At 67.6% G+C, this 16,436-nt stretch carries 16 protein-coding genes and 1 tRNA gene; 15 read left to right on the top strand and 2 right to left on the bottom strand.

Features of this window, described 5'->3' with window-relative positions; all coding sequences use genetic code 11:
- The first annotated feature begins 76 nt into the window (after window positions 1-76).
- The 8 genes from obgE to C3B61_RS06295 all read left to right on the top strand — a co-directional run bounded on the left by obgE (window position 77) and on the right by C3B61_RS06295 (window position 6,443).
- Window positions 77-1,660, top strand: coding sequence for a GTPase ObgE (obgE, locus tag C3B61_RS06330; RefSeq protein WP_088456367.1), 1,584 nt, complete (start codon window positions 77-79; stop codon window positions 1,658-1,660).
- A 20-nt stretch (window positions 1,661-1,680) separates the two neighbouring features.
- Window positions 1,681-2,481: a glutamate 5-kinase gene (proB, locus tag C3B61_RS06325; RefSeq protein ID WP_103460032.1), complete on the top strand. Its 801-nt coding sequence runs from the start codon at window positions 1,681-1,683 to the stop codon at window positions 2,479-2,481.
- A 4-nt stretch (window positions 2,482-2,485) separates the two neighbouring features.
- Complete coding sequence (locus tag C3B61_RS06320) at window positions 2,486-3,775, top strand: glutamate-5-semialdehyde dehydrogenase (RefSeq protein ID WP_103459898.1); 1,290 nt, start codon at window positions 2,486-2,488, stop codon at window positions 3,773-3,775.
- A gap of 106 nt (window positions 3,776-3,881) precedes the next feature.
- A complete protein-coding gene (locus C3B61_RS06315; RefSeq protein WP_103431964.1) occupies window positions 3,882-4,088 on the top strand; it encodes a hypothetical protein in 207 nt (68 codons plus the stop codon).
- A gap of 2 nt (window positions 4,089-4,090) precedes the next feature.
- Entirely contained in the window at window positions 4,091-4,693 is a 603-nt protein-coding gene (gene nadD, locus C3B61_RS06310) for a nicotinate-nucleotide adenylyltransferase (protein ID WP_279628285.1), read from the top strand.
- Entirely contained in the window at window positions 4,690-5,736 is a 1,047-nt protein-coding gene (locus C3B61_RS19860; protein WP_208858775.1) for a hypothetical protein, read from the top strand. The genes nadD and C3B61_RS19860 overlap by 4 nt, the downstream gene beginning before the upstream one ends.
- Before the next feature lie 72 nt (window positions 5,737-5,808).
- Window positions 5,809-6,294: a ribosome silencing factor gene (rsfS, locus tag C3B61_RS06300; protein WP_103459897.1), complete on the top strand. Its 486-nt coding sequence runs from the start codon at window positions 5,809-5,811 to the stop codon at window positions 6,292-6,294.
- A gap of 73 nt (window positions 6,295-6,367) precedes the next feature.
- Window positions 6,368-6,443, top strand: a tRNA-Ala gene (locus C3B61_RS06295).
- Window positions 6,444-6,587: 144 nt separating this feature from the next.
- On the opposite strand, the gene C3B61_RS06290 is transcribed toward C3B61_RS06295, so the two are convergent.
- Both C3B61_RS06290 and C3B61_RS06285 read right to left on the bottom strand, forming a co-directional pair.
- The gene (locus C3B61_RS06290) at window positions 6,588-7,382 is read right to left on the bottom strand and encodes a PspA/IM30 family protein (protein ID WP_103459896.1); all 795 of its coding nucleotides are present in this window, start codon (window positions 7,380-7,382) and stop codon (window positions 6,588-6,590) included.
- Window positions 7,379-8,005, bottom strand: a complete 627-nt coding sequence (locus tag C3B61_RS06285; protein WP_133160238.1) for a hypothetical protein — start codon at window positions 8,003-8,005, stop codon at window positions 7,379-7,381. Before C3B61_RS06285 ends, C3B61_RS06290 begins: the two co-directional genes overlap by 4 nt.
- A 257-nt stretch (window positions 8,006-8,262) precedes the next feature.
- Between C3B61_RS06285 and C3B61_RS06280 the strand changes: the two genes are divergently transcribed.
- The 7 genes from C3B61_RS06280 to glgX all read left to right on the top strand — a co-directional run bounded on the left by C3B61_RS06280 (window position 8,263) and on the right by glgX (window position 16,434).
- Window positions 8,263-8,613 carry a zinc ribbon domain-containing protein YjdM gene (locus tag C3B61_RS06280; protein WP_103459894.1) on the top strand — a complete coding sequence of 117 codons (351 nt, stop codon included), beginning with the start codon at window positions 8,263-8,265 and terminating at the stop codon, window positions 8,611-8,613.
- Between the two features lie 97 nt (window positions 8,614-8,710).
- The gene (locus C3B61_RS06275; RefSeq protein WP_103459893.1) at window positions 8,711-9,226 is read left to right on the top strand and encodes an SOUL family heme-binding protein; all 516 of its coding nucleotides are present in this window, start codon (window positions 8,711-8,713) and stop codon (window positions 9,224-9,226) included.
- A gap of 20 nt (window positions 9,227-9,246) precedes the next feature.
- Window positions 9,247-9,675 carry a YchJ family protein gene (locus C3B61_RS06270; protein WP_103459892.1) on the top strand — a complete coding sequence of 143 codons (429 nt, stop codon included), beginning with the start codon at window positions 9,247-9,249 and terminating at the stop codon, window positions 9,673-9,675.
- A gap of 55 nt (window positions 9,676-9,730) precedes the next feature.
- Window positions 9,731-11,395 carry an ABC-F family ATP-binding cassette domain-containing protein gene (locus C3B61_RS06265; protein ID WP_103459891.1) on the top strand — a complete coding sequence of 555 codons (1,665 nt, stop codon included), beginning with the start codon at window positions 9,731-9,733 and terminating at the stop codon, window positions 11,393-11,395.
- 114 nt (window positions 11,396-11,509) lie between these two features.
- Window positions 11,510-12,973 (top strand): FAD-binding oxidoreductase, encoded by a 1,464-nt coding sequence (locus C3B61_RS06260; protein ID WP_103459890.1) that lies wholly within the window; start codon window positions 11,510-11,512, stop codon window positions 12,971-12,973.
- A gap of 82 nt (window positions 12,974-13,055) precedes the next feature.
- Entirely contained in the window at window positions 13,056-14,090 is a 1,035-nt protein-coding gene (locus C3B61_RS06255) for an LLM class flavin-dependent oxidoreductase (RefSeq protein WP_103459889.1), read from the top strand.
- 106 nt (window positions 14,091-14,196) lie between these two features.
- Window positions 14,197-16,434: a glycogen debranching protein GlgX gene (glgX, locus tag C3B61_RS06250; RefSeq protein WP_103460031.1), complete on the top strand. Its 2,238-nt coding sequence runs from the start codon at window positions 14,197-14,199 to the stop codon at window positions 16,432-16,434.
- The last annotated feature ends 2 nt before the right edge of the window (window positions 16,435-16,436 follow it).

The raw sequence follows: 16,436 nt of genomic DNA, 5'->3' as shown, positions 1-16,436 counted from the left end.
ACAGCTTTTCAGCATGAGGGCGGGCTTCGGCTCGTCCTCATGTTTGTTTGTATCGCCACCTGAAAGGGGCATTCCCATGGCCACGTTCGTTGACCAAGTCACGCTGCACCTGCGAGCGGGCAACGGAGGAAACGGTTGTGTCTCGGTCAAACGCGAGAAGTTCAAGCCTCTCGCCGGCCCCGATGGCGGAAACGGCGGAAACGGTGGCGACATCGTTCTCGTCGCCGACCCGCAGGTGACCACCCTGCTCGCGTTCCACCGTTCACCGCACCGCAGTTCCGCGAACGGCGGCCCCGGCATGGGTGACCACCGCAACGGGTACGGCAGCGACATCATTGAGCTGAGCGTGCCGCTGGGCACCGTCGTCAAGGATGCGGAGGGCAACGAGCTCGCCGACATGACCGAGCCCGGCTACCGCATCGTCGTCGCCGCGGGCGGACAGGGTGGACTCGGCAACGCCGCGCTCGCCTCCACCAAGCGCAAGGCCCCCGGCTTCGCGCTGCTGGGCACCTACGGCTTCGAGGGCGATGTCTACCTCGAGCTCAAGACCGTGGCGGACGTCGCACTCGTCGGCTACCCGTCGGCCGGCAAGTCCAGCCTGATCGCGGCCATCTCGGCGGCCCGGCCCAAGATCGCCGACTACCCCTTCACCACCCTGCAGCCCAACCTCGGCGTAGTGGATGCGGGTGAGGTGCGTTACACCGTCGCCGACGTGCCCGGTCTCATCGAGGGCGCCAGCGAGGGCAAGGGGCTCGGCCTCGAATTCCTGCGCCACGTTGAGCGCTGCACCGCATTGCTGCACGTGCTCGACTGCGCCACGCTCGACCCCGGTCGCGACCCGATCAGCGACCTGGACATCATTCTCGGTGAACTCGCCGCGTACCCGGTGCCCGAGGGCCAGACGCCCCTGCTCGAGCGTCCCCAGCTGATCGCGCTGAACAAGATCGATGTTCCGGAAGGCCGCGAACTCGCCGCCTTCGTGAAGGCCGAACTCGAGGAGCGCGGCTACCGCGTCTTCGAGATCTCCACGGTCAGCCACGAGGGACTGCGCCAGCTGAACTTCGCCCTGGCCGAGACCGTCGAAGCCGGCCGGATCACGAGCGCCGAAGCCGCGGCCCTCAAGCCGCGTATCGTCATCCGCCCCAAGCCCGTCGACGACAGCGGTTTCATCGTGCGCGTCGAGGGTGGTTCGTTCGGCAACATCTTCCGTATCCTCGGCGCCAAGCCCGAACGCTGGGTGCAGCAGACCGACTTCAAGAACGACGAGGCCGTCGGCTTCCTCGCCGACAGACTGGCCAAGCTCGGCACCGAGGACGAACTGTTCAAGGCCGGCGCTGTCGCCGGTTCGACAGTGGTCATCGGCCCTGGCGACGGCATGATCTTCGATTGGGAGCCCACCCTCACCTCCACAGCCGAGCTGATCACTGCCCCGCGCGGTACCGACAGCCGGATGGACGACTCCAAGCGCCGCACCAGCAACGAGCGTCGTGAGGAATACCTCAAGCGCATGGACGCCAAGTCCGCCGCGCGTGCCGAACTCATCCGTGAGCGCGAGGCCGGTATGTGGTCCACCGGTGAAGAGGAATTCAACGCCGGCGAAGGCGAAGTCACCGAGAACAACGCCGCCCGCCGGCGCGTCAAGGAGGGCGACTCCGAGTGACCGGAGGAGCGAGGCGGCCGCTGGAGCGCAGCGGCGTCGGCACTGCGGCACGGATCGTCGTGAAGGTGGGATCGTCCTCGATCAGCGGCGCCAATGTGGGGCAGATCGCACCCCTCGTTGACGCCCTGGCGTCAGCGCACGGCCGCGGCGCCGAGGTGGTACTGGTGTCCTCAGGCGCCATCGCCACCGGGATGCCGTACCTGCAGCTCGACGAGCGTCCCACCGACCTCGCCACCCAGCAGGCCGCAGCGTCCGTGGGGCAGAACCTGTTGATCTTCCGCTACCAGGACAGCCTCGACCGGTACGACATCGTCGCCGGCCAGGTGCTCCTCACCGCGGGTGACCTCGACAACGCGTCGCCGCGCAGCAACGCCCAGCGCGCCATGGAACGGCTACTGGGCCTGCGCATCCTGCCGATCGTGAACGAGAACGACACCGTCGCCACCCACGAGATCCGGTTCGGCGACAACGACAGGCTCGCGGCCCTCGTCGCCACCCTCGTCAAGGCGGACCTGCTCGTTCTGCTCAGCGACGTTGATGCGCTGTACACCCGGCCCCCACACCTGCCCGGAGCCGAACGAATCGAGCACGTGGCTCTGGGCGATACCCTCCCCGGCGTCGAATTCGGCTCCTCCCAGTCCGGCGTGGGCACCGGCGGCGCCGGCACCAAGGTCTCCGCAGCCCGGATCGCCGCAGAGGCCGGAACCGCGGTCCTGGTGACGTCGACGGCGCTGGTCGCCGAGGCCCTCCGCGGCGACCCGATCGGCACCTGGTTCGAGCCGGCCGACCCGACAACAGTGAGGCGTTCTGCCCTAAACTGACGGCATGTCGCAGACCCTACCCGCCACGGCCGTGCCCGGTTCCAGCCCTGACGGGTTCACGGCGATGCTCGTCGCGGCCCGGACGGCTTCGCTCGCACTGGCGTCCGCGCCGACCCGGCTGAAGAACACGGCGCTCCAGGGAATCGCCGTGGCGTTGCGCGAGAACGTGGCGCAGATCGTCGCCGCCAATGCCCTCGACCTGGCCGCCGGTGCCGAGAACGGCCTGACTGCCGGACTTCTCGACCGGCTGCGCCTGGACGAGGCGCGCATCCGCTCGTTGGCCGACGCCGTCGGCGAGATCGAAGCGCTGACCGACCCTGTCGGCCAAGTGGTGCGCGGCAGTAGCCTGGCCAACGGCGTCAAGATCAGCCAAATACGCGTTCCCTTCGGTGTCGTGGGTGTCATCTACGAGGCCCGCCCGAACGTGACCGTGGACATCGCCGCTCTCGCCCTCAAGAGCGGCAACGCCGCCGTGCTGCGTGGCGGGTCCGCCGCCGAGAACTCCAATCGGGTACTCGTCGCCCTGATCCACGAGGCGCTGGTCGCCGCCGGCCTGCCGGGGGAGTGCGTGCAGACCATCGACCCGTTCGGACGGGCCGGGGCGACGGCGCTGATGCAGGCCCGCGGGCTGGTCGACGTGCTCATTCCGCGCGGCAATGCCGGGCTGATCCAGGCCGTCGTGACCGAGTCGACGGTGCCCGTGATCGAGACCGGGGCCGGTGTCGTGCACATCTTCCTGGATGCCTCCGCCAACGAGCAGTGGGCCGCGGACATCGTGCACAACGCCAAGGTTCAACGACCCAGCGTCTGCAACGCCGTCGAGACCGTGCTCGTGCACGAGCAGGCCGCCGAGCGGGTGCTGCCAGGGGTGCTCGCCAAGCTGGCCGGCGCCGGGGTCACCATCCACGGCGACGCGGCGGTGCGAGCACTGTACCCGGCGGCGGTTCCCGCGACCGACGAGGACTGGGCGACCGAATACATGAGCCTGGACCTGTCCGTCAAGGTGGTGGCCGACCTTGACGCCGCGATCGCGCACATTCGTCGGTATTCGACCGGGCACACCGAATCGATCATCACCAACGACATCGTCAACGCGGAGCGCTTCCTCAACGAGGTCGACTCGGCCGCGGTGATGGTCAACGCGTCCACCCGGTTCACCGACGGCGGTGAGTTCGGGTTCGGCGCGGAGGTCGGGATCTCGACCCAGAAGCTGCACGCCCGCGGACCGATGGGTCTGCCGGAGCTCACCAGCACCAAGTGGATCGTGCGCGGTACCGGCCAGATCCGCGACTAGCGCCTGTGCCGCTCACCGGCACGGGCGGAGCGTCCCGCTAGACTGGTCGCGGTACCGCTGCCGCCCGCCGATGCAGCGCGAAGAAGTATTCCTGAACGGAGATTCCATGTTGTTCGTGACCGCTGTCCTTGCCGAGGTCGAGCACACCCAGCTGCCCGTCGCGACCTGGGTCTACGGCCTCGTGGCCCTCATCGTGTTCGCCGCCCTCGGGTTCGTCGTCTGGAGCTTCCGCGACGTCGCGAACCGCCACAGCGCCAAGGCCAACGCCTATGCCGCGGCTCACGGTGGCGCAGCCAGCCACAGCGGCCACTGACAATCGGCGCCGTGACCCGGAACCGCCCGCGCATCGGCGTGATGGGCGGCACCTTCGACCCCATCCACCACGGGCACCTCGTCGCAGCGAGCGAGGTTGCGCAGAGCTTCGACCTCGACGAAGTCATCTTTGTGCCCACCGGGCAGCCTTGGCAGAAGACCGACGTGACGCGGGCCGAACACCGGTACCTGATGACCGTCATCGCCACGGCGTCCAACCCCCGTTTCACGGTCAGCCGCGTCGACGTGGACCGGACCGGCCCGACCTTCACGATCGACACCCTCCGCGACCTGCACGCCGAACGCCCGGATGCCGAGCTGTTCTTCATCACCGGCGCAGACGCGATAACCCAGATCCTGGGTTGGAAAGACGTCGCCGAACTATGGAAACTGGCCCACTTCGTGGCTGTGAGTCGCCCGGGACACGACCTGAGCATTTCAGGATTGCCTAACCAGGACGTAAGCTTGCTGGAGGTTCCGGCTCTGGCGATCTCGTCCACTGACTGCCGGGCACGCGTGAACCGGGGTTTCCCGGTCTGGTATTTGGTCCCCGACGGGGTTGTCCAGTACATCTCAAAGCACCATCTGTATCGGAGTGTGGCATGACGTTGGGTAATAGCCCGCAGCCACTGACGCGACGACAGTTGCGCGAGTTGGCTCGGGAGCACGAGCCGGCTGTCACAGAGACGCCTTCTGCAGAGGAGACCGCCACAGGCGACATCGTTGCGCCCGTCGAGTCCAAGCCCGTCGAGTCCAAGCCCGTCGAGTCCAAGCCCGTCGAGTCCAAGCCTGTCGAGTCCGAGCCCGTCGAGTCCGAGCCCGTCGAGTCCAAGCCCGTCGAGTCCAAGCCCGTCGAGTCCAAGCCTGTCGAGTCCGAGCCGCACCACTCGCGGCACACGTCTGTGGCCCCCGCCCCGCTGCCGATCCCCGAGGCTCCGGCCGTCGCCGACGCCGGTCGCACCCTCACCCGCCGTGAGCTTCGTGCCCTGCAGGCCGCCTCATCCGCGAGTGCCGCCGACGAGGTCTCCGGTCAGGCGCAGGCCGCACCTTCTCAGGCCGCACCGGCTCCGGTCTCCGCACCCCGCTCCGCCCCCGCCGACGACCAGCCCCGAACCGAAGCGCCGGCCGCGGTCAACTCTCTGCACCCGCCGATCGGCCACTGGTCGATGGACCGCGAGGACGACAGCCACATCGAGACCATCGGGCGCCGCGACGACGCGACCTTCGACGACCTCGTGGGCCGCGGCGTCGGCGCCGGCGGCATGCCCACGACCACCAACGCCCTGATCCTGCCGTCCATCCCGCGTCAGGGCCCCGGCGGCCCCATCACCAGCACCGGGGAGATCATGATCACGGGATCGATCGACCTCCCGCGAAGCCTGGGCGCTACCGGTCAGCACCCGAACCTGTTCGACTCGTCCGAAATGGACCGCATGCTCGACCAGCTCGACGAGGGCGGTCACCACAACGATGTGGCACCCGTGAGCGCCAGCCGCGCCGTGAGCACCCACACCTCCACCCGGGGCGTGATGACGCCGCCTCGCAAACGCGGCGCCTCCCTGCCAACGGTTCTCGCGATCACCGCCGCGGTGCTCGCCATCGGTGTGCTGTCGCTGTTCGTCGTCGGCTACGCCCTCAATATCTACTAACCCCGAATATCCACCAACCCCATATCTCCTCATGCCATCTTTTTCGCTTTTACTAACTCAGGGATTCAATCGATGACCGCTTCTGCCCACGCTCTCGAGCTCCTCAAGGTGGCTGCCGCCGCCGCCGACTCGAAAGCGGGGGAGGACCTCGTTGCCATTGACGTTTCCAACCCGTTGCCGTTGGCCGACATCTTCCTCATCGTCACGGGACGCTCCGAACGCAACGTCGTCGCGATCGCCGGCGAAATCGAGGACAAGCTGATCGAGGCCGGCTACAAGCCGCTTCGCCGCGAGGGACGCGCCGAAGGGCGCTGGATTCTCGTTGACTTCGGCGACCTCGTCGTCCACGTGTTCCACGAGGAAGAGCGCGTCTACTACTCCCTCGAGCGCCTCTGGAAGGACTGCCCGGTCATCCCCATCGACCAGGCCAGTGCCCGCGCCATCGACGAGGCCGCTTCGTCCGACGAGTCCGTCGACACCTCCGCAGACGGCGCCGCAAACACGACCGTCGACGCCGCGGATGTCGAATCCACCGTGGAAATTGACGCCGCGGACTAGCGTTTGGTTCGCGAGCACTCAAAACATGTAGTAACCTAATGAAGTTGTTTCGGAGGAATTCGAAACAAAGTCTGGGTCCGTGGCGCAGCTGGTAGCGCACCTGCATGGCATGCAGGGGGTCAGGGGTTCGAATCCCCTCGGATCCACCAAGCACAAGGAAAACCCCCGATGACAGTAGTCATCGGGGGTTTTTTCGTCGTGCTGTGAACCCGGGTGAAAAGAATTTCCGGAAATATTTCTGGGGAATTCTTGCCGGCTCTTTTCACCCGGCGTTGGCGAGTTGGCGGCACGCTTCAGGGGACTTCAGGACCTGTCCCGGTCGGACCATTCCCGATACTGAGCCACGCCTCCGGCCCCGCTCCCCGAGACCCGGCCGGTCGGCCCTGGCGTGCCGTCCTGGCATCCTTCATGGCTCGCAGTTGCCGCTCAACCTCTGCCGAGGTCGCCCCGGACGACAGCTGGTGCTCCAGGTCGGCATCCGGTGGGGCAGTGAGATCGGTGAGGGCGCCGCTGGCGAGCAGTTCGTCGGTCGCGGCGGCGCGGGCCTGCATCTGAACGATCCGGTCCTTGGCCCTGGCGAGGCCGACACCGACCTCGCTCATCTGCGAGCCGAGGCCGGCCGCGGCCTCGTTCGCCTTCACCTGCGCCTGCGAGGCGGCGTAGCTGGCCTTGATGCTCTCCTTCTCGGTGCGGAACGCGGCTACCCTTTCGGCCAGGCGCCGTTCGTTGTCCTGCAGCTGCCCCTGCTGCTTCTGCAGGAGGGTGTACTGGTCACGGAGTGCGGCCACCTGGCCCTCCAGCAGGGAGCGGCGTTCCAGAGCGGTCCTGGCCAGGTCTTCCCGGCCCTGGTTCAGGGCGGAATCGGCCTGGTCGGCCAGCCGTTGGTGCCTGGCGCCCATCTCCTGGCCCTGCAGCTCGATCCGTTTCTTCGCGGTGGCAACCTCGGCCAGTCCCAACCTCACGTCCTGCAGCATCCGCACCAGCTGCTCGTAGCTGTCGTCAAGAGCTTCACGCGGGTCCTCCAGCCGGTCCAGGGTGCGGGAGGCCTTGCTCCGGAAGATGACACGCAGTCGGTTGGTGAAGGTCATGGGGTGCTCCTTTTGTCGAGCCGGTGCGCCGAGGTTTGCTGCATCGAGGTCCGCTCCGGCGTGGGCAACCCGTCCAGCAGGGTGAGGGCGTGCAACTCCGCGACACCGGCGTCGACGGCGGCGATCTCACGGTCCACGTCGGCGCCCAGGGTCGTGAGGGTGTCATCGGTGCGCACACCGAGGCCGGCGGCAACGACGGAACGGACCCGCCCCACCAACCCGGTGATCTGGTCGACGCGCCGACTGGCCACCGGGAGGGTCTCTCGGAGCACGACAGGGTCCCGTTCGGTGGCCAGCAACAGCAATTGCGACTCCACTCTGGTGCCCTCGTTCCGCAACCGTCCGACGAGCCGCTGCAACTCACCATGCGGGCCTCCGCTCTGCACGGCGAGGTCAACCGCGGCCTGTCCACTGGCGAGCGATTCCCTCAGACGCAACCGAAGGCGGAGGATTTCGTGGTTCGGGCCGACACTCACCCGCGTGCGCACACGCAGCACGGCACCGTTGAGGGCCCGACTTCGCCGTAGCCGCCTGTACAGCACGCGTGCAATGACGATGACCGTGACGGTGGACACGACCATGATCGCAGCGAGGGCGATCAGGATCTCAGCGAGGACGCTCACGTCAACCACCCGCCTCGTCCGCTCGCCAGTGGCGGATTCTTAAGGACGTGCAGGGTCATATCTCCACCTTCATCCCAGGGCTGGTGCGGTGCCGTCCCGAACGACGGCACGCTCTACCGGGCAAAATACGCTCATTAGCGTGGAGTTGTCGGGGAATGCCCTGTTCTTGTCTGAACGCTCTCGTCAACCCGCGGCGACGCCAACGGCTCACCGCGGGCGGGACCATCGACTCTGGGCCCCCGCTCTACGATGGGGAAGTGAATGAGACCCTGCCGCCGTGCCCGGAATGCTCCAGCGAACTGACCTACGAGATGGGGGCGCTGCTGGTCTGCCCACTGTGCGGGCACGAGTGGGCGGCAGAGGCCGCCTCCGCCGGTGAGCCGGCGCAGGATGCCGCGATCACCGACGCTCACGGCAGCGTGCTGGCCGACGGCGATTCGGTGACCATCATCAAGGACCTCAAACTCAAGGGCAGCTCCACCGTCATCAAGGTGGGCACCAAGGTGCGCGGCATCCGCCTGCGCCAGGGTGTGGGCGATCACGACATCGAATGTCGAATCGAGGGAGTGAGCATGCAGCTCAAGTCCGGGGTCGTCAAGAAGGCCTAGCCCTCGGCCCGGCAGTCACGGGGGTCACGATTGCGGCCCCAGATTCCACCCCCAGTTTCCACCCCCAAGTGGGGGCCTTCGGATTACACTCCCCGATATGACCGAGCAGCAGCAGTACACCGTGGTGCGGGCCTTCCCTGGCTTCGATGTGCGCCGTTATCCGGACTGTGTTCTCGTGCAGGTGCAGGTCGACGGGGACTTCACGCGGGCGGCGAGCCGGGGCTTCCGGCCGCTGCAGAACTATCTCGCCGGCAACAACCTGTCGGCAACGACGATCCCCATGACGCCGCCGGTGCTGCACGAGCGGGCGGGGGAGTCCGCGCACCTGATCAGCTTCGTGCTCCCGGGTGAGTCGGACCCGGACCGCGCGCCCCTGCCACTGGACGAGAGGTTGCGGATAATCGTCCTGCCCGCCCACGAGGCCGCGGTCCTGCGGTTCGGCGGGGGCTGGAGCACGAAGAGATTCACCGATCACGGGCGTTCCCTGCTCGGGTCGCTGGAGGCCGCTGATCTCCTGCCGGACGGGCCGGTCTACTACGCACGGTTCGACCCGCCGTTCCGGCCCGGACTCCGGGGGCGCAATGAGGCGTTGGTGCGAGTGACCTCGGCCTGACGGGCGTCGATAATGGCTGGATGCCCCCTTCAGAATCCGCAGCCCGTTCAGACCAGCCATCGATCCCGGCCGCTCCCGTACGTTGTCCGTGCGGCAGCGGCAACAGTTACGACGACTGCTGCGGGCGCCTGCACCGCGGCGACGCCCGAGCCGCCACGGCCGAGCAGCTCATGCGATCGCGCTACTCGGCCTTCGCGGTCGGCGACGCAGGCTATCTCCTGCGCACCTGGCATCCGAGAACTCGGCCCGACTCCATCGAGTTGGACACGACTGTGCGGTGGATGCGGCTCGACATCGACCGGACCGAGCGGGGAACCCTGTTCGACACCGAGGGCGTCGTGGAATTCACCGCACACTCGCGTCAGGACGGCCGGCGGGCTCAGCAGCACGAAGTCAGCCGATTCGTCAAGGTGTCCGACGCCTGGCTGTACCTCGACGCGGCCGACTGAGCAACGGAATCGACCGGGCGTCGGGCGCGTCACGTCCAGATGGGAAACTGGACCCATGACCGCAACACTCGTCGCCAAGGCCCTGGCCGGTGGCTACGCCCACCGCACACTGTTCGATTCCCTCGACCTCACCGTCGCACCCGGCGATGTCGTCGGTATCGTCGGCGTGAACGGTGCGGGCAAATCCACCCTGCTGCGCCTGCTCGCGGGCCTCGACGAGCCGCAGGGCGGTTCCGTTGCCCTGTCGCCGGCGGATGCCTTCGTGGGCTGGTTGCCCCAGGAACACGAACGGGTGCCAGGGGAGACCGTGGCGGAGTACATTGGTCGTCGCACCGGCTGCGCCCAGGCGACCAGGGAGATGGACGCCGCTGCCGCCGCCCTGGCCGAACCAGCCGCACCGGGCGGGGCTGACCCGGCCGATGTCTACTCGGTGGCCCTGGACCGCTGGCTGGCCAGTGGTGCGGCCGACCTCGATGACAGGCTCCCTGCCGTGCTGTATGACCTCGGTCTTTCCCTCGACGCCGACGTGGCCGCGGACGCGTTGATGACATCGCTCTCCGGCGGCCAGGCCGCCAGGGTGGGACTGGCCGCCCTGTTGCTCTCCAGATTCGACATCGTGCTGCTCGATGAGCCCACCAATGACCTCGACCTTGACGGGCTCGAACGCCTGGAAGGCTTCGTCACGGGCCTTCGCGGTGGAGTCGTACTGGTCAGCCACGACAGGGAGTTCTTGGCCCGCTCGGTCACCAAGATCCTCGAACTGGACCTCGCCCAGGGCGCCAACCGGGTTTTCGGCGGCGGCTACGACTCCTACCTGGAGGAGCGCGAGACGGCCAGACGGCAGAAGCGCGCCGACTACGACGAATTCGCCGAAAAGAGGGCCGATCTGGTCGGCCGGGCCCGGACCCAACGGGAGTGGTCCAGCCAGGGTGTGCGCAACGCCATGAAGAAGTCTCCGGACAACGACAAGATCCGACGCAAGGCCGCCGCCGAATCCAGCGAGAAGCAGGCGCAGAAGGTACGCCAGATGGAGAGCCGCATCAGTCGTCTCGACGAGGTCGACGAACCGCGCAAGGAATGGCAGCTCGAGTTCACCATCGGCGCCGCACCGCGCTCGAGCAGCGTGGTCTCGGTCCTGAACGAAGCGCTCATCCGCCAGGGTGACTTCGTCTTCGGTCCGGTCTCCCTGCAGGTCAACGCGGGGGAGCGCATCGGCATCACCGGACCCAACGGCGCCGGCAAGACCACGCTGCTGCGCGCCCTGCTCGGCCGCCTGGCGCCCGATTCCGGTTCCACAAGCCTGGGCGCGAGCGTCGCCGTCGGCGAGATCGACCAGGCCAGGGCCAGCGTCACGGGCGAGCAGGCCCTGGTGGCCATCTTCGAGCAGCGGCTGCCCGAGCTCTCGGCCGGCGAGATCCGCACCCTGCTCGCCAAGTTCGGCCTCACCGCCGACCACGTCAGCCGACCCGCCGACGCCCTGTCACCCGGTGAACGCACCCGCGCCGGTCTCGCCCTGCTGCAGGCCACCGGCGTGAACCTCTTGGTGCTCGACGAACCAACCAACCACCTGGACCTCGCCGCGATCGAGCAGCTGGAACAGGCACTCGAGTCCTACACGGGCACTCTGTTGTTGGTGACCCACGACCGACGGATGCTCGCCACCGTGCGCCTCGATCGGCACTGGGCGGTCGAGGATGGGCGGGTGACCGAGTCCGTGTGACGGAAACCGTTTGATGGAGGCCGTGTCATCGAAGCCGTGACAGGCGTTGCGGCCGGGCTCTGAGGGTGCTGTCATGGATGTCGAACCGTGACGTAGATCAACGGAGGACTCCCGATGACATCGAGCACCTTCCCCGAGAACAGCACAGATCCCCGCCGGCTGGTTGAGGACCTGCGCACCGACGTGGAGGCAGACCTGATCGTCGACACCGACCCCGGCTACGACGACGCGAGGCGGGTGTGGAACGGCATGATCGACCGCCGGCCCCTGCTGATCGTGCGTGCCCGTGCTACCGGCGACATCGCGCCGACCCTGGCCCTGGCCGCCAGGCACCGGCTGCCCCTCGCCGTGCGCGGCGGCGGGCACAACGTGGCCGGCAACGGCACCGTCGACGCGGGGATCGTGCTCGATCTCGCCGCCCTCAACACCGTCGAGGTCGACCCGGACGCCCGCACCGTGCGGGCACTGGCCGGGGCGACCATGGCCGACATCGACCGGGCAACCGAACCCTATGGGCTCGCCGTGCCGCTGGGCGTGGTCTCCGCCACCGGCATCGCCGGCCTCACTCTCGGCGGCGGCGTCGGCTGGCAGACCAGGGCATACGGGCTGACCCTAGACGCCATGGTGGCGGCGGATGTCGTCACGGTGGCCGGGACGAGAGTGCGGGCCAGCGCGACCGAGAACCCCGAGCTGTTCTGGGGGCTGCGCGGCGGCGGCGGCAACTTCGGCGTGGTGTCCTCGTTCACCTTCCGGGCGCATCCGTTGCCGGCGCGGCCGGTGACTGGCAATTTCGTCTACCCGAAGGAGCAGTGGGCGGCGACGCTGGCGGCCTACGACGAGTGGACCAGGGACCTGCCAGACGAGCTGACCTCAATCCTCAGCGTGCTGGTGCCGCCGCCGGCCATGGGGCTCGGCTCCGAGCCGCTGATGCTGCTGGGCTTCGCCTGGGCCGGCACCGACACCGACAGGGCCCGGGAGGTCATCGACCGGATGCGCCGCGCCGCCCCGCCCGCGATCGAGGCCGACGAGCCGATGCCCTGGACCGCGTGGCAGTCCGCCGTCGACGGGGTCTTCCCCAAGGGTGTGCGCGGCTACTGGAAGAACACCTCCTTCGACAGTCTGGATCCTGCGGTGATCGATACCCTGCTACGCCGCGGAGCGGAGCAGACCTGGCTCGGCACCGCCTTCGATATCCACCACATGGGCGGCGCCTTCGCCAGGGTGGCCGAGGACGACACGCCGTTCCCGAATCGGGGAGCGCGGTTCTGGCTCAACATCTACGGATTCTGGACTGACCCTGCCGACGACGCCGAGCGAGTGGCCTTCGTGCGCGAGTTCGGCGCGGAGATGGCGGTGCTGGGCTCCGGCGGCACCTATGTGAACTTCCTCGGCGCGGAATCCGGCACCGACCCGGTGGCCCAAGCGCTGGCCGTCTACGGGCCGGCCAAACTGGAGCGACTCGCCGCCCTCAAGCGCGAGTACGACCCCGAGAATCTGCTGAGGCTCAACCACAACATTCCGACGACGGTCACCCGCACTGGGTCGCCCGGCGACACCGCGACCGGCGACACTCAGTAGCGACACGGAATAGAACGCCGGTGCGCCCCGTTGAGCCCTAGTATGCGTATGCATACAAACTGATCGGAAGGGCGCACCACACATGGCACCGAAACTGGAACTGGGTCTCGACACGTTCGGCGACGTCACCTACGGCGCGGACGGCAGCCTGCTCAGCCACGCCCAGGTGCTGCGCAACGTCGTCGCCGAGGCGGTGCTCGCCGACCAGGTGGGCCTGAGCTTCTTCGGTATCGGCGAACACCACCGCGAGGATTTCGCCGTCTCCGCCCCCGAGGTCGTGCTGGCCGCCATCGCCGGTCAGACCAGCACCATCAAGCTCGGCTCCGCCGTCACCGTGCTCAGCTCCGACGACCCCGTGCGCGTATTCCAACGCTTCGCCACCCTCGACGCCGTCTCCAACGGTCGCGCGGAGGTCATCCTCGGCCGCGGGTCGTTCACCGAATCCTTCCCCCTGTTCGGCTTGGAGCTCAGCGACTACGAGCAGCTGTTCGAAGAGAAGCTCGAGCTGTTCGCCGAACTGCTCAAGGAAGCGCCGGTGACCTGGTCGGGTAGCACCCGCGGCTCCCTGACCGAGCAGCGGGTGTTCCCGCCGACCGAATCCGGCTCCATCCGCACCTGGATCGGTGTCGGCGGGAGCCCGCAGTCCGTGGTGCGCGCCGCCCACTACGGTCTGCCGCTGATGCTCGCCATCATCGGTGGTGAGCCTCTCGCCTTCGCCCAGTTCACCGACCTGTACCACCGGGCACTCGACCAATTCGGCAAGGACCCGCAACCCATCGGCGAGCACTCACCCGGCTACGTCGCCGCGACGGACGAGCAGGCACGCGAAGAGATGTGGCCGCACTACCGCGCCATGCAGGACCGGATCGGCCGCGAGCGTGGCTGGGGCCCGGCCACGAAGGCCAGATTCGAGCAGGATGCCGGCCCCGACGGAGCTTTGTTCGTCGGCTCCCCGCAAACCGTCGCCACCAAGATCGCCAAAATGGCCACCGGGCTCTCGCTGTCCCGTTTCGACCTCAAGTACAGTCTCGGCACCCTCTCGCACGACAAGCTGATGACCAGTATCGAGCTCTACGGCACCGAGGTAGCCCCTCTGGTACACGAAATGATGGCCTGACGGGAATTTGGCGTGCCCCGGACGGGGTAGCGTGAACACGTGGGCCCGGCTCGGGCAAACCACCCACCTTCATCCTTTCGTTCTGACCTTCCTCGAGGAGTACACCGTGGAAACCTGGCCCGGATCTGCCTACCCGCTTGGCGCAACCTATGACGGAAGCGGCACCAACTTCGCCCTGTTCAGTGAGGCCGCCGAGCGGGTGGAGCTCTGCCTGTTCGACGAGAACGGCGCCGAGACCCCCGTCGAAGTCCGGGAATCCAGCGCCTTCGTGTGGCACTGCTACCTGCCGGAGGTGCAGCCGGGCCAGCGCTACGGCTACAGGGTGCACGGCGAATACAACCCCAGCGAGGGCAAGCGCGCCAACCCCAACAAACTGCTGCTCGACCCGTACGCCAAGGCCACCTGCGGCGTCATGGACTGGGACCAGGCACTGTTCTCGTACAACTTCGGCGAACCCGACTCCCGCAACGACGAGGACTCCGCCCCGCACATGATGCTCGGCGTCGTCGTCAACCCGTTCTTCGACTGGACCGGCGACCGCTCCCCGCGCACCCCGTACAGCGAATCGGTCATCTACGAAGCGCACGTCAAGGGCCTCACCCAGCTGCAGCAGGAGGTGCCGGAGTCCCAGCGCGGCACCTACGCGGCCGTCGCGCATCCGTCGGTCATCGAGCACCTGCAGAAGCTCGGCGTCACCGCGATCGAATTGATGCCCGTGCACCAGTTCGTCAACGACAGCACCCTGCAGGACCAGGGGCTGAGCAACTACTGGGGCTACAACACCATCGGCTTCTTCGCCCCGCACAACGCCTACTCCTCCAGCGGCGACCTCGGCCAGCAGGTGCAGGAGTTCAAGGGCATGGTCAAGAACCTGCACGCCGCCGGCATCGAGGTCATCCTCGACGTGGTCTACAACCACACCGCGGAGGGTAACCACCTGGGCCCGACCATCTCGTTCAAGGGCATCGACAACGCCGCCTACTACCGGCTGATGGACGACGACGGCCGGTACTACATGGACTACACGGGCACCGGCAACACCCTCAACGTGCGCCACCCGCACTCGCTGCAGCTGATCATGGACTCGTTGCGCTACTGGGCCATCGAGATGCACGTCGACGGTTTCCGGTTCGACCTCGCCAGCGCCCTGGCCCGCGACCTCTACGACGTCGACAAGCTGTCCACCTTCTTCGAGCTCGTGCAGCAGGACCCGATCGTCTCCCAGGCCAAGCTGATCGCGGAGCCCTGGGACGTCGGCCCCGGCGGCTACCAGGTCGGCAACTTCCCGCCGCAGTGGACGGAGTGGAACGGCAAGTACCGCGACACTGTGCGCGACTTCTGGCGCGGCGAGCCCTCCACCCTGGGCGAATTCGCCTCCCGCATCTCGGGCTCCGCCGACCTCTACGAGCACTCCGGCCGCCGCCCCGTCGCGTCGATCAACTTCGTCACCGCGCACGACGGCTTCACCCTCAACGACCTCGTGTCGTACAACGAGAAGCACAACGACGCCAACGGCGAGGACAACAACGACGGCGAAAGCCACAACCGGTCCTGGAACGCCGGAGTGGAGGGCCCCACCGACGACGACACCGTCCGCACCCTGCGCGGCCGCCAGCAGCGCAACTTCATCGCCACGATGCTGCTCTCACAGGGTGTCCCGATGATCCTGCACGGCGACGAACTCGGCCGCACCCAGCACGGCAACAACAACACCTACGCCCAGGACTCCGAGCTGAGTTGGATCCACTGGGACGAGGCCGACCAGCCCCTGATCGAGTTCACGTCCGCCGTGGTCCGCCTGCGCAAGGAGCACCCCACCTTCCGTCGCAGCCGGTTCTTCGACGGTCACCCCGGCAAGCGCGGCGAGGGCGACCCGCTGGCAGATATCGTTTGGCTGAACACCGACGGCCAGGAGATGCGCGCGGAGGACTGGGACGAAAGTCGGTCCCGCACCGTCAGCATGTTCCTGAACGGCCAGGGCATCCGGGAACGCGACTCCCGCGGCCGCGAGGTCACCGACGTCAACTTCATCCTGCTGTTCAACGCGGATGCCGAAGACGTCGAATTCACCCTGCCGAGCGCCGAGTACTCGCCCGCGTGGGAGATCGTGATCGACACCGGGGGAGAGGGCGCCGATTCGGAGCCCCGCCCGGCCGGTGCCACCCACACCGTGATGGGACGCTCACTCGTCGTGCTGCGCGAGTACCACGTGCCCGAGGTTGCTCCGGACCACTCCGTTGCCGCGTCGCTGGCAAGCCACCCGTCGCCGCCGACGTCCACGCTGACCCTGCCGGTGCTGCCGGTGCTGCCGGACCCGTACTCCTCGACCGAAGGACACGAGTAACC

This window comes from Cryobacterium zongtaii (assembly GCF_002909375.1).
Lineage (GTDB): Bacteria > Actinomycetota > Actinomycetes > Actinomycetales > Microbacteriaceae > Cryobacterium > Cryobacterium zongtaii.
Note: the sequence above shows the minus strand (reverse complement) of the source record. Positions and strands in the feature narration are given on the sequence as shown.